This window comes from Nostoc sp. UHCC 0252 (genome assembly GCF_034931145.1).
GTDB lineage: Bacteria > Cyanobacteriota > Cyanobacteriia > Cyanobacteriales > Nostocaceae > Nostoc.
This window is the reverse complement of record NZ_JAYGHE010000094.1, coordinates 1-26,002: the sequence shown is the minus strand read 5'-3', so window position 1 is coordinate 26,002 and position 26,002 is coordinate 1. Positions and strand designations below refer to the sequence as shown.

Annotated in this window: 26 protein-coding genes; 17 read left to right on the top strand and 9 right to left on the bottom strand. The window is 42.3% G+C overall.

Annotated features, from left to right (window positions below):
• Together VB732_RS31830 and VB732_RS31825 are read right to left on the bottom strand one after the other, a co-directional pair.
• The coding region (locus VB732_RS31830; protein WP_323234839.1) for a DUF5906 domain-containing protein at positions 1-3,134 on the bottom strand (3,134 nt) is incomplete at its 3' end.
• 422 nt (positions 3,135-3,556) lie between these two features.
• On the bottom strand, positions 3,557-3,784 hold the full coding sequence (locus VB732_RS31825) for a hypothetical protein (protein WP_190963047.1): 228 nt from the start codon (positions 3,782-3,784) through the stop codon (positions 3,557-3,559).
• A gap of 168 nt (positions 3,785-3,952) precedes the next feature.
• Here VB732_RS31825 and VB732_RS31820 point away from each other — a divergent pair, with 168 nt between their 5' ends.
• The 10 genes from VB732_RS31820 to VB732_RS31775 all read left to right on the top strand — a co-directional run bounded on the left by VB732_RS31820 (position 3,953) and on the right by VB732_RS31775 (position 10,053).
• The gene (locus tag VB732_RS31820; RefSeq protein WP_196520256.1) at positions 3,953-4,117 is read left to right on the top strand and encodes a hypothetical protein; all 165 of its coding nucleotides are present in this window, start codon (positions 3,953-3,955) and stop codon (positions 4,115-4,117) included.
• A 179-nt stretch (positions 4,118-4,296) separates the two neighbouring features.
• Entirely contained in the window at positions 4,297-5,481 is a 1,185-nt protein-coding gene (locus VB732_RS31815) for a hypothetical protein (RefSeq protein ID WP_323234838.1), read from the top strand.
• The gene (locus VB732_RS31810) at positions 5,462-5,656 is read left to right on the top strand and encodes a hypothetical protein (RefSeq protein ID WP_323234837.1); all 195 of its coding nucleotides are present in this window, start codon (positions 5,462-5,464) and stop codon (positions 5,654-5,656) included. The genes VB732_RS31815 and VB732_RS31810 overlap by 20 nt, the downstream gene beginning before the upstream one ends.
• Before the next feature lies 1 nt (position 5,657).
• Positions 5,658-5,882 (top strand): hypothetical protein, encoded by a 225-nt coding sequence (locus VB732_RS31805; protein WP_323234836.1) that lies wholly within the window; start codon positions 5,658-5,660, stop codon positions 5,880-5,882.
• Between the two features lie 92 nt (positions 5,883-5,974).
• Complete coding sequence (locus VB732_RS31800; RefSeq protein ID WP_323234835.1) at positions 5,975-6,232, top strand: hypothetical protein; 258 nt, start codon at positions 5,975-5,977, stop codon at positions 6,230-6,232.
• 4 nt (positions 6,233-6,236) lie between these two features.
• On the top strand, positions 6,237-6,647 hold the full coding sequence (locus tag VB732_RS31795; RefSeq protein ID WP_323234834.1) for a hypothetical protein: 411 nt from the start codon (positions 6,237-6,239) through the stop codon (positions 6,645-6,647).
• On the top strand, positions 6,647-7,363 hold the full coding sequence (locus tag VB732_RS31790) for a hypothetical protein (protein WP_323234833.1): 717 nt from the start codon (positions 6,647-6,649) through the stop codon (positions 7,361-7,363). Before VB732_RS31795 ends, VB732_RS31790 begins: the two co-directional genes overlap by 1 nt.
• A 231-nt stretch (positions 7,364-7,594) precedes the next feature.
• Positions 7,595-9,496 carry a hypothetical protein gene (locus tag VB732_RS31785; RefSeq protein ID WP_323234832.1) on the top strand — a complete coding sequence of 634 codons (1,902 nt, stop codon included), beginning with the start codon at positions 7,595-7,597 and terminating at the stop codon, positions 9,494-9,496.
• Between the two features lie 92 nt (positions 9,497-9,588).
• Entirely contained in the window at positions 9,589-9,795 is a 207-nt protein-coding gene (locus tag VB732_RS31780; protein WP_323234831.1) for a hypothetical protein, read from the top strand.
• A gap of 51 nt (positions 9,796-9,846) precedes the next feature.
• Complete coding sequence (locus tag VB732_RS31775) at positions 9,847-10,053, top strand: hypothetical protein (RefSeq protein WP_069069710.1); 207 nt, start codon at positions 9,847-9,849, stop codon at positions 10,051-10,053.
• 65 nt (positions 10,054-10,118) lie between these two features.
• Here the strand turns inward: VB732_RS31775 and VB732_RS31770 are convergent, their stop codons facing one another.
• The 3 genes from VB732_RS31770 to VB732_RS31760 are packed head-to-tail and all read right to left on the bottom strand — an operon-like array spanning position 10,119 to position 12,206.
• Entirely contained in the window at positions 10,119-10,862 is a 744-nt protein-coding gene (locus tag VB732_RS31770) for a hypothetical protein (RefSeq protein ID WP_323234830.1), read from the bottom strand.
• Positions 10,849-11,667 (bottom strand): hypothetical protein, encoded by an 819-nt coding sequence (locus VB732_RS31765; RefSeq protein WP_323234829.1) that lies wholly within the window; start codon positions 11,665-11,667, stop codon positions 10,849-10,851. The genes VB732_RS31770 and VB732_RS31765 overlap by 14 nt, the downstream gene beginning before the upstream one ends.
• Entirely contained in the window at positions 11,664-12,206 is a 543-nt protein-coding gene (locus VB732_RS31760) for a hypothetical protein (protein ID WP_323234828.1), read from the bottom strand. The genes VB732_RS31765 and VB732_RS31760 overlap by 4 nt, the downstream gene beginning before the upstream one ends.
• Positions 12,207-12,708: 502 nt before the next feature.
• On the opposite strand from VB732_RS31760, the gene VB732_RS31755 reads away from it, so the two are divergent.
• From VB732_RS31755 to VB732_RS31735, 5 genes are all read left to right on the top strand, one after another.
• On the top strand, positions 12,709-13,137 hold the full coding sequence (locus tag VB732_RS31755) for a plasmid mobilization protein (protein ID WP_323234827.1): 429 nt from the start codon (positions 12,709-12,711) through the stop codon (positions 13,135-13,137).
• Between the two features lies 1 nt (position 13,138).
• On the top strand, positions 13,139-15,952 hold the full coding sequence (locus VB732_RS31750; RefSeq protein WP_323234826.1) for a relaxase/mobilization nuclease domain-containing protein: 2,814 nt from the start codon (positions 13,139-13,141) through the stop codon (positions 15,950-15,952).
• Positions 15,953-16,232: 280 nt separating this feature from the next.
• Complete coding sequence (locus tag VB732_RS31745; protein WP_323234825.1) at positions 16,233-17,882, top strand: tetratricopeptide repeat protein; 1,650 nt, start codon at positions 16,233-16,235, stop codon at positions 17,880-17,882.
• Positions 17,883-18,408: 526 nt separating this feature from the next.
• A complete protein-coding gene (locus VB732_RS31740) occupies positions 18,409-18,546 on the top strand; it encodes a hypothetical protein (protein ID WP_323234824.1) in 138 nt (45 codons plus the stop codon).
• Positions 18,547-18,653: 107 nt separating this feature from the next.
• Positions 18,654-18,827, top strand: a complete 174-nt coding sequence (locus VB732_RS31735) for a hypothetical protein (protein WP_323234823.1) — start codon at positions 18,654-18,656, stop codon at positions 18,825-18,827.
• A gap of 282 nt (positions 18,828-19,109) precedes the next feature.
• Here VB732_RS31735 and VB732_RS31730 read toward each other — a convergent pair whose 3' ends face one another.
• Positions 19,110-19,625 (bottom strand): helix-turn-helix domain-containing protein, encoded by a 516-nt coding sequence (locus VB732_RS31730; protein WP_323234822.1) that lies wholly within the window; start codon positions 19,623-19,625, stop codon positions 19,110-19,112.
• Positions 19,626-19,784: 159 nt separating this feature from the next.
• On the opposite strand from VB732_RS31730, the gene VB732_RS31725 reads away from it, so the two are divergent.
• Positions 19,785-20,099 (top strand): type II toxin-antitoxin system RelE/ParE family toxin, encoded by a 315-nt coding sequence (locus VB732_RS31725; protein ID WP_323234821.1) that lies wholly within the window; start codon positions 19,785-19,787, stop codon positions 20,097-20,099.
• A gap of 221 nt (positions 20,100-20,320) precedes the next feature.
• On the opposite strand, the gene VB732_RS31720 is transcribed toward VB732_RS31725, so the two are convergent.
• The 3 genes from VB732_RS31720 to VB732_RS31710 form a co-directional block, all read right to left on the bottom strand.
• Complete coding sequence (locus tag VB732_RS31720) at positions 20,321-21,643, bottom strand: response regulator (RefSeq protein ID WP_323234820.1); 1,323 nt, start codon at positions 21,641-21,643, stop codon at positions 20,321-20,323.
• 18 nt (positions 21,644-21,661) lie between these two features.
• A complete protein-coding gene (locus tag VB732_RS31715) occupies positions 21,662-24,463 on the bottom strand; it encodes a hybrid sensor histidine kinase/response regulator (protein WP_323234840.1) in 2,802 nt (933 codons plus the stop codon).
• Between the two features lie 100 nt (positions 24,464-24,563).
• Positions 24,564-25,166 carry a tyrosine-type recombinase/integrase gene (locus VB732_RS31710; RefSeq protein ID WP_323234819.1) on the bottom strand — a complete coding sequence of 201 codons (603 nt, stop codon included), beginning with the start codon at positions 25,164-25,166 and terminating at the stop codon, positions 24,564-24,566.
• A 366-nt stretch (positions 25,167-25,532) separates the two neighbouring features.
• On the opposite strand from VB732_RS31710, the gene VB732_RS31705 reads away from it, so the two are divergent.
• The gene (locus tag VB732_RS31705; RefSeq protein ID WP_323234818.1) at positions 25,533-25,820 is read left to right on the top strand and encodes a hypothetical protein; all 288 of its coding nucleotides are present in this window, start codon (positions 25,533-25,535) and stop codon (positions 25,818-25,820) included.
• The last annotated feature ends 182 nt before the right edge of the window (positions 25,821-26,002 follow it).

Sequence of the window (26,002 nt, the reverse complement as noted above, 5' to 3'; positions counted from 1 at the left end):
GGGATTAGCATCTCAAGTTGCGCGAATTCACCCAAGGTCAAAAACCCGTGCAGTTCCGAGTAAGAAAGAATTTCCATTTCACTCAAAATATCCTTAACCACCTCCCAACTTGGATTAGGGGATTCCAAGATACAAGCTAGAGCTTCAGAGGCTAAAACCTTGGAATCTTCGGAAGATTGCACCGACTCGGATTCACCCGCACCACTTTCTAGCTGTTCCGCACCACTTTCTAGCTTTTCCGCACCAGTGACGCAAGAGTTTACGCAGCAGTTTTCCTTATCTGGCAAGGGTTCCGCACCACCCGCACCAACTTGGGGGGTATATTCTTCTTTTTCCATTGGGATAGGAAGCAATTCAATTTTCACCTCTGACTCTTCAATGTTATTTTCCTGGGAATCTGAAAAAGTGGTGCGGGTGGTGCGGAAGTCTTGATTTTGCGTGGTTTCTGGTGCGGTAAGTGGTGCGGAAGTGGTGCGGGTTTCGCCTAAAGTGGTGCGGGTAACTGACAAAATTCCAATGCCTTTGAGTATTGGGATGTTTCTTTTTGACACTTCGCAGTACTTAGTCCCTTTGACCGCTTTCGGAAACAGTTGGGAGATGCGGGGAATGATTTGGTTGATGCCCTTCACGTTTTTATCACTGGGGCGGGCTTGGTCTAGCCATGATCTGCGGTTGCTCTCATCTATAGTAAGTGTGCCGTTTTGGGTGTACCACATCTCTAACATTGACCATAAAGCCCGTGCGGTAATCTCTCCCCCTTCTAGATAACCTATGTTGTTATCTTCTAGGAATTGGAATAAATGATTGTTGTCTTTTTGAACGTTACGGAAGGCATCAGTTGTACATTCGTAGTCAATGCCTTCTTCGATAAGGTTGTTAAGAGCCTCTAACATTTTATTTAGAAATGCTGGGGCTACTTTCGTTCTCACAAACTCTGAATCATCAGCAAAACGGGAGTCGGCTTGTAATTCGTTTGGGTTGTTGGGGTCGGGATTTTTTACAAATGTTTTTAGAAACTCCAAAACTGCGATTCTATCTTGAGTAGCTTGCATTACTCCTTGCAATGGTGGCGTTTCATTTAAGTTGAAAATCCCTGGTGCGTTCGGGGTAAATTCAATATGGTCTTTGCCTTTACGCTCACAATGTAACTTGTTACCTGTGACAAATAATTTCAGACTTTGTATTCTATCAAGTCTGCAAGTTTGTGGGTTTTCTGATGCCCAATTAAGCCGAGAATGCATTAGTGGCGCGAGTCCAAACTTTCTTCCCTCATCGTAAGCTTGGAAGTCAGATAGAGATATGCTGGTTATCCCAGTCTCTCCATAAATAATAGATACACATTTGCGAATCGCATCTTTACCGTTTGAGCCTAGTCCCACCGCCAGTAATGCTTTCGCTTCTCTTCCTCTAACCTTTCTAACAGTTTGGAGGTCAAGGGATGCAGCAAGATTCCGTAAAAGAACTTCTTGCTGTGGCTTATCTAAGCAAGCGAGTAAGCGCTCACAATCTGTACTATCAGCGTTGGGGTCGTACTCTATTAATGGCTCATAAATAAAGTAATCTTCGGGGGTATGTGGGGATAGCGTTATAGTGAAATTCTTACCATTCCAAACGGTTCTAACGATTCCATTAATGCAGTTTACCCCTGGTGGATTGATTAATTCTGGGTCAATTCCTGTTAGCATCTTCGCCCATTCAAGAATCTTTTTTACCCAACTGGGTGAAGTATAAGGATAAGATTTTTTACCAAGTTCATTCTCAACCACAAAGGAATTACAAAATTTGGCTATTCGTCTGCGCTCTGTGTCGTCGGGAGAGTGTTCATAGTGGTTGCCAGTATGCCAGTAGAGCTTATCCGCAGCACAGATCCAGTTCTTGTCTGCATAGAGGGTTTGAAAGGCAATTTGAATAAAACTTACAACCGGATTCTGGTCATCATCATCATCAATGATATCTACCTCTGCTTGTTGCGATCGCTGCGCTACGGCCGCGTGAATCTCCTGCTCTAACCGACGGATAAATTCTGGTGTTTCCATCTGCCCCAAGATTTCTTTGATATCACTTGATTTATATGGTAAATCGGGACAGATGTCGTGAGGGTTAATTCCGATCAATGAAATTCCAACTTCGGCTGCACATTCCTGGCAGGTTTGGAGTTTCTTCAGTCCAGTGTCGTCAGCATCATGCAAAAAGATGATTAATCCTATACCTGAATCTTTGATAAGTTGGTATTGGGATGTGATTGTTTTCTTATCCCATGCACTGCCTTGAAACGTAATCCCAGCAAGCCCATGCTCTCGACCAACTTCCACGCACCCCTCCCCTTCGTGTTGGAGTAGTGCCGGGGTTCCTTGTACAGATTTACTAGCAGCGATCGCTTCATCAATGCGGTAAGCTTTCCAGGGTTCATCCCCTTTTCTCATCTCTGGAGTGCCATCTGGAAGCCTGTGCCATTGGCGGAAGGATTTATCTTTTCCTTTCTCTTTGATATAATCCGCCCATTCATAGCGAATTACCCATTGGGTTTGTGAGTAAGGGTAGATTGTTTGTGTTGCATTCCCTGGTATTCCCTTTGGGAGCTTGCAAGTTATGTTTTGAGTTTGGGGTATGTCAGTCGCCGCTTGGGTCAACATCACCAGTGCTAATTCACCATCTGGAATTGGCGCACTTTTGGGCAAGATTCTTTTGGGCTTCGCTGCCAAACGGTTTAGGGATGGAGTGTAATTAGCCCCTGCCCTTTCTGCCACCACTTCAGCCCAGGGTTTAATCGCCTCTCTGATGTCCTTACACTCACAATTATTGAAGCATGTGTACTTCCCGGTTTCTGGGACAATAGATAAGTCATTCCCGCCACAAACTGGACAAATAAACTTATTTTTAGCTTTGGACGGTTCTAGCTGGTCTTGAAAATTTCGGATGTCAAATTTTTCAAATGCCTGTTGAGTTCTTGAGGCATTAGTTTTTTGTGGTGTACTGAACAGGCGTTTATTTTCTACACTGTCAGTTTTGGTATTGCGTGCTGCTAACTGTTGCTCCCCTGTGGCTGACTGTGTTATAATGACGGGATCTGAATTATTCAGTAGTGCGCCATGATGTGAGAGTCCGGGCGCATTCTCAATTTTTACCGTATTCATTTGTGGCTCCTGAATTTAGTGATTACTTTCGATAAAGATTGAGTAATCCCTTTCACTTAAAGGCACGCCACTGTTACGCTAGAGCTATAGAAAAAACTAAATTTTTAGTGTTGCGGTAGGACTGACCGCTTTGGCGACGACTCACAATCGTCTTGGTATGGCATAGCTCTAGTAAGAGATGGTGGCGTACCCTAAAGCAGGTAGGGACTACCCCTTTTTTTGCGTGTTTTTGGGCTGTATCTATACAAACATGAATTTTTAGCCTGTGCGCGAAAAAAACAATGAGATTTTGTACGCTTTGATATGCTGGATATTCAGGGCTACCTGGCTTGTGCCAATAGTTACTGCTGAGAATTTCAACGAGTTGACCTCTGTTATTAACGTGTCTAAGCGCGAGAAAACGTCTAGAATCTGTGCTTTTGTTATGCCGTTTCCTTAGTATTCTGAGAATCTTTCCAAGCAAAATATTCTTTTAATAATTCTTCTAAGCCTTGACTATTATCGACCTCACGTTCTAGGCAAAACATTTTAAATCTCCTAAATAAATCTTTTGGTATGTGACCACGTAACGCCACGTAGTCTGGATCATCTTTTTTGGCTGACACGGTAGCTAAATATAAATTTCGCAACTTCTGTCTCCATTGAACCATAAGCTTTACAGAACGTCTAAGAGCGAAGTTACTATTTTAATAAGTTGCAACTTCGCAACTTATCTATTATATTAGCAGACATAAGACATAAGGCAAAAGCGCCAGCGAGAGACAAGATACACGTATTCTTGGCGACTTCAGCCTGCAAATTTATTTTGAGGAGAATTTATGCGAGTAACAATCAGGCAATCTCTACACCCATTTATCAGCAATAAAGCGCAGGAATTAGGCATTAATGACCATGCAGAGGTAGTTAACTTCCTTTTACTCCAGATTTTGCAAAATTCGATGCTGGCACAGACTACTGCTACTGGGAGCCAAAATACTCAGTAGTGTTTCACAGAATGTTTCATGAAACAGTTTCAACGGTTGCATCAATGTTTCAGCCTCACTTTAACCGTGAAACGCCACTTACACCCGCCAGAAACATGAAACATGAAACATGAAACGTTAGTTGATGATGACTACTTTCCCTTGTGACAGTGACGATAAAAAGTTGAGGGTAAAACGATATGTCAAGACCTAAAAAACAACCAACATCTATAAGCACGAACGCACTTAACACAAACGAGCCTGAAACTATAACAGAGAAAGCATCAATGCCATCAAAAAAGGTAATTCATTTGATGCTAGATGCTGGACGCTCCAGTATTAAATATCAGGCTTTCGTTAATAACGAAACTGGCACAACACCAGTGATGAAGACCGAATCTTTGGTGTGTTGTGTGCCATCAGTGCCCTTTGGAGAATTAGGAGCTTTCAGCCTAAGCCGAGGCAAAGATGAAAACAACAAAGATATTACTGAGCATTGGGTTGTAGGTTCCTCAGCTAGATTGCAAGGTAAAGAATATATAGCGATGAGTGATTCCGAGAATCACAAAGTACACTACTTCCCAATCCTTGCATTAGGCGCAATCGCATCTCTGCCGAATCTACTTGAGTTGTCCACGGGTACAAGCGCCAAGCGTAGAACCTTGCATATTCGTTTATCAACGCTCTCGCTAGCTTCCCCATTAGAACTAAAAAAAGCCATTGAACAATGCAAGTGGATCGCAGTAGATGGTGTTAGATACCGTCTGTGTTTTTCTAAACTTGGCTTTCTGGGATTTCCAGAGGGATATGGCGCGTCACTCTGGGCAAGCGAACGCTTTGACGATAAACAGTTCCATACTTTTGATATTGGATATGGGACAGCCACAATCAGCGAATACAGTAATCTCGGCAAGTTACCAAAACGGGTAACTTGTAGTCCGAACGGTGGCGGTGGCGTTGCCACACTAATCAAAGAATTCTCTCTTGCATTGAGCAACACTGATTCTTCTAAAATGATTCGCCCCTCCCAACTGCGCGAGATTTTGGAAACTGCAACCGTTGGCGATAACGGCATAAGTGCGATTGCACCTGATGGCGAAGACATTGGGAGTGAGTTAGAGAACGCGATTCATTCATGGATGAAAGATTCTCCCTTGGCTTATGCCCTAGATGACGTATCCGTGAAAGCCAGACGCAGCAAAGTAACTTTGTGTGGCGGTGCGTTTGCGATCGCGCCTGTGCAGATGTTGATTAAAGAAAGATTACTCAAAGGGAGCATTCCAGAAAGTAATTTGTTGATTCCCGAAAATCCGGGAACCGTTGCTTTATCAGAAATGAAAAAACTTTACTTAGGAGAAACGACCGATGTTAAACAAGCGGCTTAATTACAACGTCCCTCAAGACTTGACTCCAGCCATCAGAATGCTTGCAGAAATGGATGGCACAACCCCCACTTATTGGCTGAGAAAAGCTCTAGAGAAATTAGTTTCGGAAAGGTTTTCTGTCAATAACAATCATCAAATCAACTTAGGAGATTTGGAAGCTTGGAGAGGTGAATAATATGATGAATAGTATTGTTAGCACGGAAGAAATAGTAATTGTTCTGGCTGGTGTTGAGCAGACTTTAAGGTTGATTCAAGCTACTTCCGAATATAGGAGACTGCAAACATCAGAGCATTTTACTACATCAAATGACTTGGTTTTGAATGATGCCATTCAATCAATATCTGAAGTTTTAGATGGCATTGAAAAAGTACAACTCGCTAACAGTTTTGATGAGGACTAATTGAGCGAACGCTTGACCGGAGAAGAAAAGCGTTCGTCCAGTTGTGACTTACATCAGGGATGAAATCAGTACACACATTCAAGGATACCAAAATGGCGCACCCCGTAGGATATTACTCTCTCTCTCACGACAATGCACTTATTAAAGATATGTGTGAGACATGGGGCGAAGGACTAGAAAAGATGAGCGAATCAGACACACTCTGGTTAATTGCAAAAATCGCTCATCAAGCATGGGTAGAGTGTGAATCTTCTACCGCTCCTAGCAATGAAGCGGAGTCAGTATTTAAACGACTGCATGAGTTAAAGCAATGGGAGAAGTTTGCACTGATTACCGCGATGGCACAGTAGTCTCATGTACAAGAAACAACTGTATCTAGCTTTGGCTGGTGTTAGTGTCTGCTTCTTGCCTGTAATCATTCCCTTAATTCCCAAGTTGGGGGCTTATGCAGAAGCCGAAAGATTAAAAGCCACCGAAGGATTAGAGCGAACTCGCATAGAAGAACGGGCAAAAACTAGTGATGCCTTATATGAGGCGGGAGTCATGCCCACAACTCGAAAACTAAGGATTACTAATTACTTTGACAGCAGTAAACGCAATCCCAGACCAGACCCAACCCTTTATCAAGATGACGAGATTGTTGATGTTTTTGATGCTTCTGGGCGCTGCATAGGTCGGATTGAAGAAGGAATTTGGAAGTGGAAGCACAAAGCCAAAGAGGTTTGTAAAAGCGTTCAAAATATCAAACCAGTGAGGAAAAAGTAATGGCGTTAGGAACATCTGGTGCAGAAAGTAATAGCACTGGTAACAGCGATGGTAAACCCAAGGGTAAGAAGCGATCGCTTGGAGAAATCATAGATTTTTGCGCCAAGGCTGTTGTAATGATTGTTGGTTTACCCATTAGGGCAGCCGCCGCTATAGTCAATCAGTTTGTTGCTAACGGTGGCGCGGGTCGTGCTTTGGTAGGCGGGATTTTATTTATCGGTGGTTCCATAATCAGTGCTGATTCAACTTGGCAATTAATCTTTACTGGGCCCCCTGTTTGTCCTTGGTTTGAGCCGACTTGGAATTGGCTAAATGTGCCGTTTGCAGCGTTCAACCCTTTGTTTTACTTGGCATTCATCATTTCTGTAGGCGTTCAGGTAATCGAAGCCCACGCCCTACGCGGTAAAAACCCAGATTCAGCTAGGCGGGAACTTCAAGATCACATGGTCTATGAGCTTGAAACCAAGCCTAGTGGCAAGATTGACCTTGTTGGTGAACTTTGGAAGGATTATAAGACCGCAGGGACACGCGATCGCTCCAGTGCTGGATTAGTTGTTATTGCGGTTTGGGCGTTCGATATTGTCACCACCTTTGCGGCTCGTAACCCATTTCAATTTACTGCCCCATTCATGATTTTGGGCTGTATTTTATTCAACATTGGCACGATGATGGCGGGTGAGATTGGGTTTGCTATCTGGCGATTGACTAAAGATTAAAAGCAAGTCGCAAGTGACAAGTCGCAAGTCGCAAGTAAGTAATGTATGGGGGATTTAGACCCCGCAAACACATACTTGCGGCTTGATAGAAGCCGGGGACTTAAACTGAACCGTTTGAGAGTTCTTCACTTGCTAAAAAGCGACTTGCGACTTGCGACTTGGTTAAAGCTAGTGCCGCTCAAGAATTCTCTCCATTGAGCGGCACTCACTACTCAACGAGGCATTTCTTTTATGCAAAGTAACAATATCCCCAAAATTACAACCAAAGAAACGGAACACTTACGCGAATCATATCCGGCCTTATCCCATTTGGAGGCGGGTAATGTTTCTGAATGGTTGCAAGAGCGCAAGGATCAATTATTTGAAATGGCGAGGCAATCTGAGAACGAAGCAGACATGACTCGTGTACTTGGCTTGCTGGCTTCTGGGATAGGAGCGGTTTGTTATGCTGTCAATCCTCTAGCTGTAGTTGGTGGTTTAATTGGCGGTGCTGCGTGGTTATGGTTTGTTGTCGAACACTCGAACCGTACTAAAGAAATTGCACCTTTACCCTTTGTACGTGGCAACTTTGTAGACGCTCTAGCTCGTGCTGGTGACTATGATAATCGAAGCAATTATCAAGCGGATCATCTTGCTAATACCGTTAAATTTCTAGAGCGACAATCAGCAGAAGAGTACGCCTTTCTTCATGCTGAATTTGAAAATATTGGGCAGTATTTAACCCAAGTTGAACCAGGAAAACGTTTTTATGCTTATCGCTGGATGTTTGGCTGGTTTGGCAAGCTCAAGGGTCGTCAGCTACCTACTTATCAAAGTATGGCTCTCCATTTACAGGATGTGACCATTGACAGCCGTGTGAATCTGTCAGAGATAAGTGCTATTGCACAAGCTCAAACCCAGTTACCACCGACCGTAGATATTAAGCAATTTCAATCACCACAGATAGATATTCGCCACAGTCCCCAAGCTTCGGAACTTTCTAGACCTACAGAATTACAGCCATCAGCGCCGGGGCTTTCACCAGAGACTATAACTAATCTCCCTCTAACGAATAGAGCAAACGCACTCATCGCGGCTTTAACGAAAAGTGGTTTTCAAGTAGAAGATATGATGAGTTCCCAAGTCATTGCGATCGCTGGCACTCAGCGAGGTGGAAAGGGAACCTTAGCAGCAATCTTGGCAACATTATCTCTAGCTTTAGATTCGGGATTAAATACCCAATACTTTACAGCCGGGGTGGATGTTTACCCCTTTAGTTGCAATCTGATTTCTGCTCTTAAATACCCTGAAAAAGATGCAGACGGTGCAGATAAACTAGTCGCCCGTGACTTGCTTAAATTTCTTAAAGGCTTAGATGCAAGTGAACCTTACTCCCACAAAAACTTACTGTTAGTGATTGATGAGGCGATGCGCTTGCTGTCCCTACTTGATGAGAGCGATCGCACTTGGGCTATCCAATATTTACTTTCTCGCTTCGCCAAATGTGGCGGTACATTAATCATTGTCTTGCATGGCTCCAACTTAACTTCTGTGGTTGGCAAGGCCACAGCAGGACTGGCAGATACCTTTAAGCAATCAGTTAATTTTATTGGTTGTGTAGCTCAGTCTGTCAGCGCTGGCGGATTGCGAAAGATTAATGTTGCCAGTGGAGAATATTTCAAAGCCAACCCTAATAACTTTGCTGAACCTATTAGCGGTGGCAATCTAGGCATGATTCCTGACTGGTTAAAGATAGAGTTACACCCTGGAAATAGTCAGCCAGATCCAGCAAGAACATTACTCAAATTCTTCCCGGAACTGGTGCAGCATCACCAGCCAGCAGTTATGCCCAGAGGGGAGAAAATTGCACCAGATGACGCAGTTAATAAACTGGAGTCTATTTTCTCAAAGCCTACCCAAGATGTTGAAATTGCAGAGGTAGAATTCGTCAGTATTTCTGAGGCTGATAAGGAGCAGATTTTAAACATCGTCACTTCAGCCGTGACAACACCAGTCAGCTTTGCCGCGATTAGAAATAGCCGAAAGTGGGGCGAGGATAAACCTAGTGTTCGGTATTTAAGGGGTGCGATTGCACAACTTATAGAATCCAACCAATTGAAGGGTTGTGAGAAGTCAGGATTTACCGCTTTTTAATCTTACTGCAATCTTAAAAAGCCTTTATTTTTCACTTAGCTCAAAGATATCAAGACATCAAAAGCCTGAATCCTAGTAATGGATCTAAATTTATGCACCCAATTGATTTTAAGAAAAAGTGGCAATTAACTTACAACGATTTAGCACTCGTCTTAGGTTACGAAAATGATTTCACTGTCCGTTGTTGGGGGATAAATGGAGGGCACAAGCGCAATCCTCAAAAAGTTGTTTATGTAGCTTGTCGCCTTCTAGATGAAAAATGGTCAGATGAGGGGAAAGTTATAGATTCTTACCTTTGATAATTTCTATGCGCGTCTCTGCTAATTAATTACTTGAAATAGGTGAATACTATGCACCCAATAGAATTTAAGAAAAAATGGCAATTAACTTATGACGAGCTTTCACTTGTTTTAGGTTATCAAGGTGATTATACCGTCCGTTCCTGGGGTACTAATGGAAGACACAAGCGCAATCCTCAAAATGTTGTTTACGTCGCTTGTCGCCTTCTAGATGAGAAGTGGTCAACTCAAGGTAAGCTTGTGCATTCTTACCTTTGATTATTTCTATTATTGGGGCAAATATTACGTTAAGCCTGTTTGCCCCAATCGCTATATCTTGCCCTTCATCTTCGATTTCGGTCAGTCCCCAAACGCTTTTCTATCCGTTGTAACTTTACATTGCTATAACCAGTACGCTGCCAGATAGCTTGTAGATAGTTATTGAAATCATCCGAGGTTTTTACCGGAATAAATTGATTGAATCCAAGGAAAATCAACAAAGTAAATAATGCAGAAAACAACCCCATCGTCCCATATTTACTTATGGGTTCAGCGCGATAAACCTCTTTCTCTATGGTGATGGGTTCGGGGGGAGGGCTGTTCTTCAACTCCTGAATAACCGTAGTCAACTTCTGCGTGTGATTCAACAGTTGGTTCCAGTTCTGCTTTAATTCTGTTATCTCGCTCTTTAGCCCTTTGAACTCTAAGCTCTCTAATGTCGCTGATGACTTGGGCATATTCTTTAACTGCGTCAGTAAGGGAGTTAATTCTTGTCTCAAATCTTCGTTGTTCTTCTCGTACTCGTTCGAGGAGAGATTCTGATTCTTCAATTCGGTCGTCAGCATCTCGATTGTCACCATCGCTTTGCTGAGGAGTTGATTCTGAATTAAATTCGTTTGCGCCCATGCTTGTAACTCTGCCCTATCTCTTTCACGTTCAGTTTTCTGTGACTGCTTAAAATTTTCAAACTCTCTATATAATCTGCCCAGTGCTATCTTGACCTCACCCTGTTCACTGCTCTCTACGGAATTGGCAGTTTCAGAGTAAGGATTGCTGTGATTGCCGTTGCCATTATTATTGTTGCTCATTAGCTTTCTTTTTACCCTGGCGAGAAGTAGATGCAGTAACTTTTGTCTCTTTTGAAGTTGAGGTGTTCGATTCAGCAGCAACCACAACAAGAGGTTGTTGTAACCCCAAATAAGCCCCAGCTTTTTCAAGCTCTGGTTTAGCCTGATCTAAAAACCCACTCACTAGCAGGTAATCTCCAAAAGGAAATCCATTCTCTTCAGTAGCAGCCGAGTAAGGTAGACCTTTCTCTGTCAACGTGTCAAAGGTCGAGTAGTCTAGCTCTGGCATTTCTATTTCTATGCCTTTCAATTCAGATATCGCTGCCGACGTTTTACTATTCTCCCAGCGCTGGAAACCTGAACCTTTATCCCAGCACAGATTTTTCACTATTACATAATCTGCTTGAGCGCCGCAGAACTCAGCCATAGTTTTTAAGCTGGTTATCACCGAATACCCAAGATTTAGTACAGTCACTAGCGTTACCCGATAACCTAAATCGCCGGCAATTTTGAATAACCCAAACTTACTGATAATCTCCCTGGTTTTATTGCTTGATGCCCCCGGCATATCTACTATTATTGAGTCTGGTGATTCCGCTTTGATTTCCGTAAAGAAGCGTTTCGCCTCTGCCACCTCCAGGAAGTTCAAGAGTCTTACCCCTGAGCCAAAATTTTGATAGTACTCGTACAGTTCTGGATTCTCTGTATCTGCGTCATAAGCTAGATAGTTAATGCCCTTTGAGTGCATTACATCCAATAGCAAGCGAGTAAAGGCAGTTTTACCTGTACCACCCTTGCCCCCCAGTATCATCACGATACGTTTCATAATTCACTCCTATCAGTGATATTAAATTGGGAAGAAGTATTAGGATTTGTTTTCTTTCGTTTACTAGTTTTAGTTGATGATGAGCCGGATGTTTCACTACTATCAATAGGTGAGCTATCCGGTTCTACTGCTGGAACATCATTATTAGTTGTGGTTGAAGAATCAGTTGATTCTGGCTCGGAGTCAGAATTAACTGATTCTTCAACCGCTTTATCTGATGATTCATTACTTGAATTATTCTCCGTTACTGTTGAAGCTTTTTTATGAAAACTCTTTAGACCACTGGCCGCTATTTCTACCCCATGACCTTTAAACACATCAGAAACATCGTCATAAGAGTAGCCAGCATCCAACATATCTTGAATAGGTTTAGCCAAACTGAGAACTAAATCTGACACGCTGATAGTTTTAGGAGTCGCCGCTTTCTGTTTGAGACTGGTTTGAATATCTTCTATTTTTGATAAAGGGACAGCTTTCGGTTTGCGCGACATATTCAGCACTAGTAATAAATTATTCCATTGTAAAAAAGTCGTGGTCAAAAAAAGTTTAAGTTTCTTGTCGTGATGTGACGAATATCAACAGAAAAAGGTTTATATTTTCGTGAGGTAGACTAGTCTAAAAAAGCAGTTACCCATGAATCAACATCCTTCGTATCACTAGTATGGCCAGCATTGCCCAATAGACCCTGCCCTCGGTTACACCGAAGTGATTGCACAGAGTCAATCGTGGTTCGCCAAAGTCTCATACTCCCCCAGCCTCCGGTTGTGTCCCTTGGTTCTGGTTTACCCTAGCCCGTCGTGGGGGCATAGGCAAGCAATACACCGTAACGCACTACGTGCTACTTTTACCTTCGGTAAAAGCGGTGTGTTTGCTTGTTGGGGGTGTCCCCCAAACCCCCTTTAAACAAGTCTTTTCAAGGGGCTAATAAGTCAAGAGAGTTCCGGGTTATTCGCCTACCTGCTCGGCGCTCCGCGCCATAGCAGCTACAGCGAATAACCCGGTTAAAAATAAAAATTCAAATAATCAAACTCCTAACTAGTTATGCAGCCAGACCCCCGCACCAATCTTAGTAATCAACTAGCTGACACATTAACCAATCGGTCAGTAGCACCAGATGAAAAGCGAGAAATAACCATCACGTTTAGGGCTAGCTATGCCGAGAAAGCTAGGTTAGAGCAACGGTGTAGTGGAGTGGTGCAAAGTGACTATATAAGAGCGAGATTATTTGACTACCCTTTACCACATCCTAAATTAGTCATTCCCGAAGTGAACCGACAGGCTATCTATGAATTAAAGAAGATTGGTAACAACCTAAACCAACAGACCAGAGCTATTAATGAAGCTGTGAAAATTGGTAGCCAACCGTTGACTAACGAGGTGAAATCATATCTGAAAACTCTTGAAGAACTGACAGCACTTTTAGAACAGACTCGCCAATCACTCACTCAGGCAACAGCAGAGGGGCAGTGAAATGATTACCAAAGTCAAGGCTAACAAATCATTTCGTGGCACTACTAAATATGTACTTGATAAGGAGAAAGCCAAAATTATTGGCGGGAATATGTACGGTCAAAGTACCAATGAATTGGTAGAGCAGTTTACCCTATCAGCCCATCTTAACCCCCAGCTAAAAGACCCCTGCTATCACCTAATGCTGTCAGTGCCAAAAACTGATAGAACGCTAAATGATGACGAATTAGCTAATCTTTCTCAACGTCACTTGGCATCAGTCGTTGTGCTGTCGCAGCTAAAAGGTGATGAATCCCAAGTTAAACAACCTGATAAAAGGATAGCTGACACCAAACTAAAAGAGCTAGTTGATGAATTTATTGAAACCGAACTACCAGCTTATGACTTCTTCATAGCGCGGCACTCAGACAAAGAACACGACCACACCCACATTGTTGCATCTAGAGTTAATAACCTAGATGGTAAATCTATCCGTACTTGGAATAATTACGCCCACTCTGAACACTCCGCCCGACTACTAGAGCGAGAATTTCAGCTAACCCCAGTCCAAAGTAGTTGGGAAAGTAAGCAAAAGGCTATGACTCGGAATCAACTGGAACGAGTCGAGAGTTTGGGACTTCCAGGCGAAGAAATAATGCGCCGAGCAATTGAGCAAGTGGCAGCAGATAAACCTACAATGCCCCAGCTAATTGAGCGGTTATGGAGAGAGCATCAAGTTAAAGCCATCGTCAGTTATTACGGTCACGGTGGGGTAAGAGGTATCAGGTTTGGCATTGATATCGGCTCAGTTAATGAAGATGGTAGCCCTCGTCTACTCTGGAAACAGGGAGGTAATCTCAATAAATATAAGTGTTCATTTACAAAGCTTCAGACAGAATTGGGGATAAACTACGACCCTAAACGGGACGATAGCGAAATTAAACACTTAAATAATTTCTTAGAATCTGTAGATAATAGCCAACAGAATCAACAGCTAATACCAACCACATTCCCGAACAAATCTCAAAATATAGCCAAAAATAAACACCAGCTAAACCCAGCTAAATTAGATGTAGAACAACGATCCAGTTCAGAACTTATAAATACAATCTCTGACTTTATTGAACAGTCAGTAGTTGAGTCAACTTTGATTGAAACATTGCCACAGTTAGCAGAACAACTGTCTGAGTATCAGCAGAATTTATCAGCCGTAAGAACCACATACGACGAGCTATTAGCGGCGATTGCTGAAAGGGAACAACTCTTATCACAAAGAACTGTGGATGCAATTGCTGACTTTATTGAACAGTCAGTAGTTGATGATGCCTTAAGTGAAACGTTACCACAATTAACAGAAAAACTCTCTCAATATCACCAGCAGCTAGCTAATAATAAAACCACATTAGACGAGCTATCATCGGCGATTACTGATGTAGAGCAACGACTTGTATCACAAAGAGCAGTAGATGCAATTGCTAATTTTATTGAGCAGTCAGCAGTTGATAATGCCTTGGTTGAAACGTTACCACAATTAGCAGAACAACTCTCTCAATATAACCAGCAGTTATCAGCAGGTAGAACCGCATTCGACGACCTATTAGCTGCAATTGATCTTTCTGAGCAACTTAGATCACAAAGAATAGTGGATGCAATTGCTAATTTTATTGAACAGTCAACAGTTGAGTCAACCTTAAGTGAAACGTTACCACAATTAGCAGAACAACTCTCTCAATATCGGCAGCAGAGCGATGCAGGTAGAACCGCATTCGACGAGCTATCATCGGCGATTACTCAAGAGTTACAATCCCATACAGAGAAGAAAGCTATCTTATCAATCTCTGATTATATTGAGCAATCAACTGTCGAGTCAGCCTTAACTGAAGCAGTATTAGAATTAACGCAACAACTTTCTCAATACAAAGAGCAACTCGTTACAGCTAAAACTACATTTAATGACCTGGATGCAGTGCTTGCGACTGAGTTACAATCATATCTAGAGAAGAGAGCTATCTTATCAATTTCTGATTATGTTGAGCAATCGACTGTTGAATCAGCCTTAACTGAAACAGTATTAGAATTAACACACCAACTTTCTCAAAATCAGCAGCAGCTATCAGCCGGAAGAACCATATTCGACGACCTGGAAGCAGCGATTGTTTATTTGGAGAAACTGCATAGATCGCAAAAACCAGTGGATGCAATTGCTCTTAATCAAACTCCACCTATAACCACAGATAAACCAAAGCTAAAAGAAGAACAAACAGCCGAGTTATATGAGTATTACAGCGCCCACTTGCAAAACTTATTAGTGACTGACCGAGATAAAGAAATTGCTATACGGGCGCTCAAAGATAATAAACCATTTGAGGAAGTTGAAGAAATCATCTTTGCCAGTCCAGCCGGATGGACACAAGATGAAGCCAGAGAATTGGTACTAATCGCTAGTAATAAACTGGCAACTCAAAAGTCTGAACCAGAACAGTCACTCGATGAAAAGCAGCGTCAAGAAGAGGAATTCTTAGCCGAAGTTGTGCCTATTGCTGTTGAATTAATCAACTGGCAATTAAGACAAACTGGCTCAAATAGCCTTATATTCAAACGTGCCACTCTGGAGAAGCAGGGTAGAGAATTGGTATTTACCCATGATGAACGAGGTGAGATTTTTCGAGTGGCAGTCAACCGAAACCAGTCAGGTGAGCTTGAGTATTCATCGATTAATGTGGGGGAAATAGAAAAAGAAGATATTCAGCTTTGGCAAAAAGCAGAGCGTCTATTGCAACAAATAATAGAAGAACAGCAACAATCAAAAACACAAAGTAAAGGGATCTCCCTCTAGGCGATGGCGCAACTCAAAACCTACCTAGCAAGCTCAAATAGTCGGTGTCTGCCACTGCCACAAATCCACTCGTTGAGCCAATCCGCTTGTTGCAGGCAGCAGACACTCCGCTATCGCCGCCTATTTGTTAAGAGTTGCTTGGATTGTGGGAATCCTATGGATAGCCGTCCCATATAATACAACACAGCCCAGTTACTAATGTGGATGCGATTGTTAAGTTCAAACAACAGATTTGGATATTGTTGAAAAAGCCATTTTAAAACTTTGTTTTTAAATAAATATGGAAGATTATAATCAAGCTTTGCCAAACCATTTGAGTCATAAAAATAGATTACAACGCGATTTTACATATTGGACTAGGGAAATTCGGGTAAATAGAAATGATGCTAATGCTTATAAAGAACGAGCTAGCGTTCGTAATATGCTAAGTGATTATCAAGGAGCGGTAGAAGATTGTACTCAAGCAATTCGGATAAATCCAAATGATGATATTGCTTATTGTATGCGAGGTCAGGAACGCAAGAATTTGAAAGATTATCAAGGAGCTATTGAGGATTACAACAAGGCGATTGAACTAGATCCAAACTATGCTTTTGCATATTATTTACGAGCAGAATTGTACTACCAGCAGAGCAATTACCAAGGAGCATTTGAAGATGCTGACAGGTCAATTCAGCTTGACCCTGACTATCCCTCTGCTTACTATCAACGGGGTCAAGCTCGTAGTGAACTGGGAGATTATGAGGGTGCTGTTAAGGATTACGAACAGGCAATTCAGCTAACCCCCAGTGGATTTTGTGGTTATTATGATTGGGCTGAATTATACAGCGAACTCGGCTATGCACGCGCTGAATTAGGAGATCATCAGGGAGCAATTGAGGATTACAATAAAGCAACTAGAACAGATTCTTCGATGCTTAAATACTATAAAACTTATAACAATCGAGCAACTTCTCGCTTCTTCTTGGGGGATTTTGAAGGAGCAATTGAGGATTATAATCAGGCAATTAAATTTGATTCAAAAAATCCTCTTTACTACGTCAATCGAGGCAATGTTTACAACGATTTGAAAAATTATCAGAAAGCTATTGAAGATTACAATCATGCGATTAAGGTTGCTGATAAATATCCTGCCGTATACGAATACCGTGGTCTTGCCCGCCATGAATTAGGTGATAAAGTAGGAGCCATTGAAGATTTAGAGAAAGCTGCTGCTCTTTATCAGCAAGGCGGACGAGTAGAATATTATCAAGAGGTACTGAACCTCATTCAGTCTTTGCATGTTAATGATAAAGATGCAATTATTGAGGATATTCCTGAAATTCCTGAAACTGTTAATGATAGCCCCACAGAAGTAGAAACTACAAACAAACCTGCTGCTAACCCACCGATTTTACATAACCGTGTTGAAAACACTAATAAAGAAAACAGTCAGAGAATTTCAGAAAAGATTAACCACAATCATTTAGCAGAGATAAACGAGCTTACTGCGGCTATTGAGGCTGACGGTTTTTTCAATCCAAAAAGTATAAAGCAAGCTAAAGAGCGAATTACTGTATCTATCGCTCGACGGCAAGGACAACCGCAGTTTCGTCAAAGTTTGCTCGAAGCCTACAATTATCGCTGTGCCATTACTGGATGTGATGCACAAGAAGCCTTGGAAGCTGCTCACATCATTCCTTACAGTGAAACGGAAAATAATCACCCCTCAAATGGATTGCTCCTACGGGCAGATATACATACACTATTTGACCTTAATCTGATTACTATTAACCCGGAGACAATGCAGGTACGTTTTGCTCCTAGTTTGCGGCGTACTTCCTATGGCGAAATGGATGGTAAATATTTGCAAGTCCCTAAATTTTCATCTTATCTGCCTAAAAAAGAGGCGCTTAAATGGCGGTGCAATCAGTGTGAGTGGTTACAATAATCCTATAGCCTATTTGGTACAGCAAGGGTTTGAAGCCTTGAAATTTCAGAGACTTCAATTGATACAGTTTTATCTTTGGCGATCGCAATATTGAAAGGGGCTTATCAAGTCCTTTGCGTAACTTTCAGAATTACTGCTCATTTCACCCCTGTAACTATGGGTCACAGTGCCAAAAAGGAAAAATGTAAGCTTAGGCTGAAAAGCAGACTAGATAGGGCTTTGGGAGTTCAAATCTAATTTGAATTATAATTAAGTTAGTTAAAATCACAATTAATTTTATTTGTAAACCGTATATTTTTCTGGTATTTAACTAAATTTGACATTCTTATCACTAATTTACTCAAATTTTCAAATACGGGTTATAATAGTTTCAGTAGACAGCCCATGCAAATTTGAGTGCAGATAACCGAAAGGTTAAAGACTCGCTTTTGCGTGGGCTATTTGCTTTTCCCCTATATTGAAGTCTATTTTTACTCCTTGTTTGAGTTGGAGCTACTCACCGTCCTCTGTAAATCTCAAACTAATTATGGAAAAAAAATTTCGTCCAAGACGCACCGGCAAAAAAGCTGCTAGCAATGCTGGTAAAGTTCTGCGTGACCCTAACTCTACTCCAGAGCAAAGGTCGGCCGCTGGTTCTGCGCTAGTTCAACGGAGGTGGTCTTAACTCCCTCTCCCCTTGACCGCACAATCTTTTGTGTTATTTTTGACTTGAAGGGGTCTGTACACCAGTGGATTTAGAGCCACATTGTACGCAACCAATAAAAATGGAAAATGCCCCCAATCAAACGCTTGCGTAAACCTCTGGCTATTGCTTTACTAGCTTCGATTACTAGTTTGAGTTTTTATATCCATGTAGTCGATACAAGTAACTCTGACTCACGGTCAACGACCATAAAGATAGGAGTTGACCTGACACTGAGAGGAGGTTTACCTAAGTCTAAATAAGTAGTTACACCCCTTAGCTGTTGTACTATAACAGTTAAGGGTTTATTTTATTATTTATCGCAACGCCGATATGAAGAAAGGATTTCAGTCCTAGCGTAATCGCTTTTTTCGCATTGAGCCGACAATCGGGTAATTTCCATTTATTTCTCCATCTGGTCATTCGTTGCGATCGCTTTCAAGACTGCACTCCCATGCAATCACGTCAAATCTCGCCACTATTTCAAATACCGTAATATGCTAGTTGCTACTGGCGAGATTTAGCCTGTCGCAGTTTGGCGAGAATCAAAACAGCTTGTCAACGTACTCTTGTAGGTCACTGCGTTTAACTCGCCAACCCTTGCCAATTACTTTGGCCTTTAACTCGCCTTTGGTAATTGCGTCTCGCAGGAATTCTCTAGACAACCCAGTTAGCGCTTGTGCCTCTGCAATAGTCAGTAGCAGTTTATCGGCAATCGGCACTAGTGGCTGATTGTCACCTCTGCCCAGCAGCCCTTCAATGATTGAGGACAATTTATCAATTACCCCAATCTCGCCAAACTCCGCAATCTCGCCAGAAGAACGCACTAATTTATCTGTCTGTGGCTGTTGCTCTGTCGTTATTTGACGAGATTCAAAGGCAGGTTTTACGGTCGGTTGGTTCAGTTCTGACTTGAATGCTTCCAGTTCGGCGGGGTCAAAGTTGGCAGTCGGGCGAGTTTTCCCTTTCTCGTACTTGACGCTGATTCGTCCTTGCTGAACGTAACGCTCAAGCGCTCGAACGCTGACACCAAGATAATCTGCTGCTTCCTGCTTATTCATAAATCTCGCCAAATATCGTAACTCGCCAAAATCCTATCAGTGATTGGCGAGTTTTGGCGAGATTGAGAAAGAGCAACCATTATTCCTCAGCTGTGCCTATGCTATTTTTAGCCTAAAGTATAGGACTAGGTGCTATACTTTAACCGAAGAGACTAGAAAATGAAAATTTACAAAAACCGTACTTTTGACCGTTGGGCGCGAAAGGAAGGGTTAAACAATCTTAGTCTCTGTAACGCTGTAAACGAAATGGCAACAGGACTTTATGATGCTGACCTGGGAGGTGGACTGTTTAAAAAACGCATAGCAAAACCAGGGAAGGGTAAGAGTGGTGGATTTCGGACACTAGTAGCTACTAATAATGAAGATCGTTGGTTTTTTATTTTTGGCTTTTCAAAAAACGAGCGCAGTAACATTGACAAAGATGAAGAAGAAGCTCTGAAAATGTTATCCAAGCAATTACTTGCTTATATGTAGCGACCTGCAATACTAATCGCTCAAACCTGCAATCAAGACATTTACAAACCAGGATTAAATGCAACTATAATTGTGCTTCAGCCAGGATTAAATGCAACTGAGCCAGGATTATTTGCAACCAACCTGCAATCATCGCTTTGAGCCAGGATTAAATGCAACTATAAAAGTAAAAAAACGAAAAGTTTCTGTAATTCGTAATTCGTAATTAAGAACAGAACTTGTCATAAAGAGACTGGAATCTTAATGACAAATTCTGTGCCCTCACCCAAAATGGAGTTGCAGATCAACTTACCATTGTGCGTTTCTTCGACAATTTGACGAGCGATCGCTAATCCCAATCCTGTTCCCTTGCCAACGTCTTTAGTGGTAAACAAGTGGTCAAAGATATGTGCTTTAATATCCTCTGGCATTCCCGACCCATTATCTTTGATTTTAATTACTACCGTATTTTGGTCGCTGGATACTTCAGTGCGAATTATAATTTGTTGAGAATTAGCTTGTAATTGGGCAAATGTTCGCCCAACGCTTTCTGTATCTAATACATCAATTGCATTGGCAAGGATGTTCATAAATACTTGATTTAATTGTCCTAAAAAGCACTTAACAGGCGGTAATTTACCATAATCTGTAATTACCTCAATTGCTGGACGTTTTTGGGACGGTTTGAGGCGATACTTCAAAATTAACAGTGTACTCTCAATTCCTTCATGCAGGTCGCAAGCAACTTTTTCAGATGTATCGGCTCTGGAAAAGGTGCGGAGACTAGTGCTAATGTCCATAATACGTTCTGTTGCTACATGCATCGAACCTAGCAGCTTTGGTAAGTCCTCACTAAGAAATTCTAAGTCAATTTTCTCGGCAAGGTTGGTGACGGCCGGTGTCAGTTGGGGATAATGTTGCTGCACACATTGCACATACTTAAATAAATCTTGGATATACTCTTGGGCGTTATTCAGGCTGCCTTTGAGAAATCCAAGAGGGTTGTTAATTTCGTGCGCTACTCCTGCAACTAAGTTACCCAAGGTTGCCATTTTTTCACTTTGGACTAATTGCAATTGTGCGTTTTTAAAATTATCTAGCGCTTGCGAAAGCTCTGCGGTGCGTTCTTGTACCCGGTGTTCTAAAATATCCTTTTGTTGCGCTAATTCTAAATTTGCTCGTCGCAGTTTCAGATGAATCCCAATGCGTGCAAGTACTTCTTCTTGTTGAAATGGCTTTGTAATATAATCGACAGCTCCTAAGGCTAAACCTTTGACTTTATCGGTTGTATCATTAAGAGCAGTCATGAAAATAATCGGAATCTCGCCGATGGTCTGTTGAGATTTTAATTGACGACAAGTTTCAAAGCCATCAATTTCTGGCATCATTACATCTAGTAAAATTAAATCAGGAGGGTAATTTTTTATCGTTTCGATACCGTGCAAACCATCCATTTCTACTAGGACTTTATAACCTGCTCGGTCGAGTGCATCATATAGCACTTCAATATTAGTTGGATTATCGTCAATAATCAGAATTGTTTGACTTGTACTATGAGTTGCCATTAGTTTTCAATTTCCTACCTAAATCTTTGTTGATTTCTGAGATTGGTTTATCGACTCTTGGAGAAAATGGCGAACTGTCTGAATATTGAAGCCTTTAACCAATTCCCTGAGTTCTCGAATAAAGGGTTGATACTGCTCATCTAATTGAGCTAATCGATCCAATTCTTCTCGGATACCTCTAAAGTACCCAGTTTCGACATGTTCTAATAACCCTTTTAAATCAGAAATACTTGGAATTAAAATGGTTTTGGCACTTGCATCTGTATCGATTGAGGATTCTGTACTAGTATTTTTATATACCCAATTTAATTGTAATTGCTTGGCTAATACAGCATAAAGTTCATCTGCTTGCACGGGTTTTGCCAAGAAATCGTTACCACCAGCATCTAAACTATTTTGGCGGTCAATCTCAAACACGCTGGCAGAGGAGACAATCACAATGGCATCACGTAAAGTTTGGGACTGACGCAATTGTTTGAGCATTTCCCAGCCATCCATTACGGGCATGGCTAAATCACAAATGATCATATCGGGGCGATCGCGTGTAATTTTTTCTAAACCCTCTTCTCCGTTGTTGGCTTCGAGAACCTCAAAACCAAGGGGTTCCAAAAGATTGACAATCACTGACCGATTTTCCCAACGATCATCGACAATTAGGATTTTTTTGCGATTCTCTTTGATAGGGGTTGCGCCAACATATCCGACAATTCTCCCAGATGATGTTACAGAATTTGCTTGTACCCAATCAGTTGCGATCGCACAGTTAATATTAAAGAAAAACTTACTACCAACCCCTAATTGGCTTTTAACCTGGATTTGAGTGGCCATCAACTCAACAAATCGCTGGCTGATAGCAAGTCCTAATCCTGTTCCTTCGCTTTGACGTTTGCTATCCCCGACTTGCTCAAAGGGGAGAAAGATTTTCTCTAATTGCTGGGGACTCATGCCGATGCCCGTATCCTGAACATAGAAGCGAAGATTAGTTATATCCCCTAACAGCACTTCCACCTTAAATGTGACACTGCCTTTGTCGGTAAACTTAATGGCATTTCCCAGCAAGTTAATCAGAACTTGTCGCAGACGCTTCTCATCAGCAACAATACCAACTGCTGAATTCTCCGGTGGCTGATAAATAAACTCAATACCCTTTTGTTCGGCTTTAATGCGGCAGATTTCCACAACACTTTGTAGAAACGCAGGTAAATAAAATGGAACCAGCTGTAGTTCTAGTTTGCGAGCTTCGATTTTAGATAAGTCGAGAATATCGTTAATTAAAGTCAGTAAATGCGAACCACATTGATAGATAATATCGATGCCACGCTGTTGTTTTTCGTCAGATGCAGTCCGGGCAAGAATTTGGGCATAGCCTAAAATTCCGTTGAGCGGTGTCCGCAGTTCGTGGCTCATGTTTGCGAGAAAATCGCTCTTGGCATGATTGGCAGCATCGGCGGTAAGTTTCGCTTCCTTTAACTCGTGAGTGCGTTCTTCTACCCGACTTTCTAATTCTTCGTTAGTTTTGGCTAATTGTTGATTGGTTTGCTCAATAGTGGTGAAAGAGTCCCGTAACTGCTGCGCCATGCGGTTGAAGGACTGCGCCAATCTACCCAATTCATCCACTGGCGGTATTTCTACCTGTTGGTTTAATTCACCTGCTGCAATCGATTCTGATGCTTGACTCAAGCGCAAAATAGGACGGGCAATCCAACGAGAGGTGTAGAAGCCTAAAATTGTTGCTAATGTTAATGCACCCAGACATAACAAAAGTGTTGTATGCGTGTTGGCATTAATTTGTCCCATAAAGTCCGATTCTGGAACCGCCACAACCACCAGCCAATCTAAACCCCATTCATCCCGCCAAGGTGCCACTTGAACAAAATGGCGCTGACCGTTAAGTTGAAATTCCAACGACTGATTGTCTTTGATGGTTGATAAATTCTTAAAACGCTCAGTTAAATGTTTTGCAGTAGCTTGAATCAGTGGATCTTTACTGTCAGAGCCATGAAGCCTTTTAGCTTTGCCATTAACAAGCGTAAAAGGTTGTTCTTTGTTGGAACTTGCAATTAACAATCCATTGCGTTCCAAAATAAAAGTTTTCCCAGATGGACTAACTTTTAGCTGCTGGAGAAAATCACTAATCTGCGTCAGTCGTTGGTCAACTCCAATAACACCAATTAAATTCTTGTTTTTGTCATAAATTGGACGATTGGCAGACACAGATAGCGTATAAGGCGGCGATTGCCATTGATAAAGCGTCCACATCGATTTGCCTGTCTTTGCTGGCTCTTCACACCAAGCTTCTTGCATCGCAATGTAAGGGCCATTATCGATCGCCAGTTTAGCCCGATTCCCTAGTTTATCTGTGTTGTAGATATACCAATGTTGATTGCCATTGCGCTTGCGGGAAACTTCATCGACTGTAACGCGACCATCATCAAAGAAGCGTCCAGCACCTGCAAAATCTCCTGTCTGCAAGCAAAAACCAATATAGCCAACATTATGCAGTTGGAGTTGCTTCCAGAAAAACTGCCCAAGTTGCTGTGGATTGTTCGGGTCAAGTAATCCCATATCCATCGCACCGCCGTTAATTTCAGCTAGGTGACGACCTGTATTCAGGTAACTATCTAAATGCTGGTCGATGCGATCGCTAACTTCACGTTGCAATCGATTGGCTAAATCATTCACTGCTTGTTGTCCGTTGCGGAGAGATAAATAGCCTGTTAGACCTACTGCGGCGAAAATTTGCAAAACGAAAGGAAGCACAAGCACTAAGCGTAACGGTAGATTCCCCTTGTTAGGAGAATTTTTGTTATTTGATAGCATCACCTCAGATTGGCTCCCCTTACATCCTGACGATTGTCATTGGTTATTTATAGGGTTCCCAAATTAACCTTGATGATTAAAGCGGCTCTGACCAGAATTTTTACAAATCGCCCCAATCAAAATTCAGGAAGCGTCGAGCATTCAGCTTGGTATATTTTTCAGTGTGTTTGATATCACGGTGTCCCAGGAAGTCTTGAATTTCTCTGGTGTTGTAACCCTGATTCACCAGATAGTAGCCGCAGGCATGGCGCATCATGTGACAGTGAACTTTGATATCAAGCCCAGCCTGTGCCGCCAGTCGCCCAAGCAGCTTTCGCACCGCATCAGTAGACATCACCTCACCACGCTCGGAAACGAAGATGTATTTGCTATCAGGCAACATCTCTCTAAGTTCTTTGAGCAAAACTAATTCATCATCTCTCAAGGGATGCACCCCAGAGTCACTGCCCTTTTCCCTGGTGATGAAAATCTGACGTTCGGCCCACATCAGCGCATCCCATCTTAAACCGCACTTAGCCCCTACAGCTTCCCCTACCCTCAGACCGTGGCGAAACATGAGCAACATCAGTGTATAATCACGGTGAGAATAACGTGCTTTGCGTTCTAGAGCGGCATCGAGTAGCGATCGCACCTCGCTTGGTGTAAGGTATTCTCTAGACCTGTAATGTTTGTTGGGTAGACGAACTGGGGGCGGTGGCCTCATTTATTCGCAGGGTTAGTGTCCGGTGTACGCGCTATATTATGGACAGTCTACTACGCTGGGAGGCTTATTCTTTCGTTGAGAGACAAGCCACTCAAGAGTTATTGCGAATACTTATCAATTAATAAATACGTCCATCTTGGCTCAATGCCAAATAGTTAGTCTGCGATGCCTGCGGTGTTCTCGTTGCGATCGCGGTCATTGTCTAAGCCATGACTGAAGATTAGCTGTATCTAGCATCACCGTGCCAATATGCGATGACTGCGTTAGAACTTTGGCGCGTCCGTGCCGATTTATTTTCATTGCCAGACTGTAGATCATTAAACTCAACGAGGTTGTCACCAACCCCGTTGGTCTTCAAAACCGTGCATGAAAGTTTCCCTTCACACGGCTCCTCAGTGGTTTGGTGCTTGTTATGCATACCTCATTACCCATTTATCCAAGACTTTTTCAAGTCTTCTGGTGGGCTTAGGCTTGGCACTATTACAGCCAGATTTTGTACCGGGACTACCATCGTTGGCGGTCTTTGTATCATGGCAGTGTCTTATCAATCAACACGATGGCTTACTCACAATCTCCTGTAATTCGGTAGTCATACAGGACATGGAGCAACCTAATTTAGAAGTGCTTTCGATTAAGCTCCCGTCACAACAGTAGCGATGGTCAGTTGCATTCCTTAGTCAATTACAAACGTCTCGCATAAAATTGCATCTCGGTTCCCTTGCTCGGTGGCCACAGTCACAATTCCATTCTTGGAGTCGCAGTTAATCATCTCACCCGCGAACTTGACCGCACCACTAAGCGATCGCACTTCAACCGAGTTCCCAACAAACAATTCC

Excerpts from the sequence above, each read along its gene's own strand:
- VB732_RS31775 (WP_069069710.1), top strand. The coding sequence starts at position 9,847 with ATGCACCCAATAGAATTTAAGAAAAAATGGCAATTAACTTATGACGAG.
- VB732_RS31815 (WP_323234838.1), top strand. The coding sequence starts at position 4,297 with ATGTCAAGACCTAAAAAACAACCAACATCTATAAGCACGAACGCACTT.
- VB732_RS31800 (WP_323234835.1), top strand. The coding sequence starts at position 5,975 with ATGGCGCACCCCGTAGGATATTACTCTCTCTCTCACGACAATGCACTT.
- VB732_RS31750 (WP_323234826.1), top strand. The coding sequence starts at position 13,139 with ATGATTACCAAAGTCAAGGCTAACAAATCATTTCGTGGCACTACTAAA.
- VB732_RS31780 (WP_323234831.1), top strand. The coding sequence starts at position 9,589 with ATGCACCCAATTGATTTTAAGAAAAAGTGGCAATTAACTTACAACGAT.
- VB732_RS31765 (WP_323234829.1), bottom strand. The coding sequence starts at position 11,667 with ATGAAACGTATCGTGATGATACTGGGGGGCAAGGGTGGTACAGGTAAA.
- VB732_RS31755 (WP_323234827.1), top strand. The coding sequence starts at position 12,709 with ATGCAGCCAGACCCCCGCACCAATCTTAGTAATCAACTAGCTGACACA.
- VB732_RS31740 (WP_323234824.1), top strand. The coding sequence starts at position 18,409 with ATGGAAAAAAAATTTCGTCCAAGACGCACCGGCAAAAAAGCTGCTAGC.
- VB732_RS31715 (WP_323234840.1), bottom strand. The coding sequence starts at position 24,463 with ATGCTATCAAATAACAAAAATTCTCCTAACAAGGGGAATCTACCGTTA.
- VB732_RS31770 (WP_323234830.1), bottom strand. The coding sequence starts at position 10,862 with ATGAGCAACAATAATAATGGCAACGGCAATCACAGCAATCCTTACTCT.
- VB732_RS31705 (WP_323234818.1), top strand. The coding sequence starts at position 25,533 with ATGAAAGTTTCCCTTCACACGGCTCCTCAGTGGTTTGGTGCTTGTTAT.
- VB732_RS31795 (WP_323234834.1), top strand. The coding sequence starts at position 6,237 with ATGTACAAGAAACAACTGTATCTAGCTTTGGCTGGTGTTAGTGTCTGC.
- VB732_RS31790 (WP_323234833.1), top strand. The coding sequence starts at position 6,647 with ATGGCGTTAGGAACATCTGGTGCAGAAAGTAATAGCACTGGTAACAGC.
- VB732_RS31820 (WP_196520256.1), top strand. The coding sequence starts at position 3,953 with ATGCGAGTAACAATCAGGCAATCTCTACACCCATTTATCAGCAATAAA.
- VB732_RS31730 (WP_323234822.1), bottom strand. The coding sequence starts at position 19,625 with ATGAATAAGCAGGAAGCAGCAGATTATCTTGGTGTCAGCGTTCGAGCG.
- VB732_RS31745 (WP_323234825.1), top strand. The coding sequence starts at position 16,233 with ATGGAAGATTATAATCAAGCTTTGCCAAACCATTTGAGTCATAAAAAT.
- VB732_RS31805 (WP_323234836.1), top strand. The coding sequence starts at position 5,658 with ATGATGAATAGTATTGTTAGCACGGAAGAAATAGTAATTGTTCTGGCT.
- VB732_RS31735 (WP_323234823.1), top strand. The coding sequence starts at position 18,654 with ATGCCCCCAATCAAACGCTTGCGTAAACCTCTGGCTATTGCTTTACTA.
- VB732_RS31785 (WP_323234832.1), top strand. The coding sequence starts at position 7,595 with ATGCAAAGTAACAATATCCCCAAAATTACAACCAAAGAAACGGAACAC.
- VB732_RS31825 (WP_190963047.1), bottom strand. The coding sequence starts at position 3,784 with ATGGTTCAATGGAGACAGAAGTTGCGAAATTTATATTTAGCTACCGTG.
- VB732_RS31810 (WP_323234837.1), top strand. The coding sequence starts at position 5,462 with ATGTTAAACAAGCGGCTTAATTACAACGTCCCTCAAGACTTGACTCCA.
- VB732_RS31725 (WP_323234821.1), top strand. The coding sequence starts at position 19,785 with ATGAAAATTTACAAAAACCGTACTTTTGACCGTTGGGCGCGAAAGGAA.
- VB732_RS31720 (WP_323234820.1), bottom strand. The coding sequence starts at position 21,643 with ATGGCAACTCATAGTACAAGTCAAACAATTCTGATTATTGACGATAAT.
- VB732_RS31710 (WP_323234819.1), bottom strand. The coding sequence starts at position 25,166 with ATGAGGCCACCGCCCCCAGTTCGTCTACCCAACAAACATTACAGGTCT.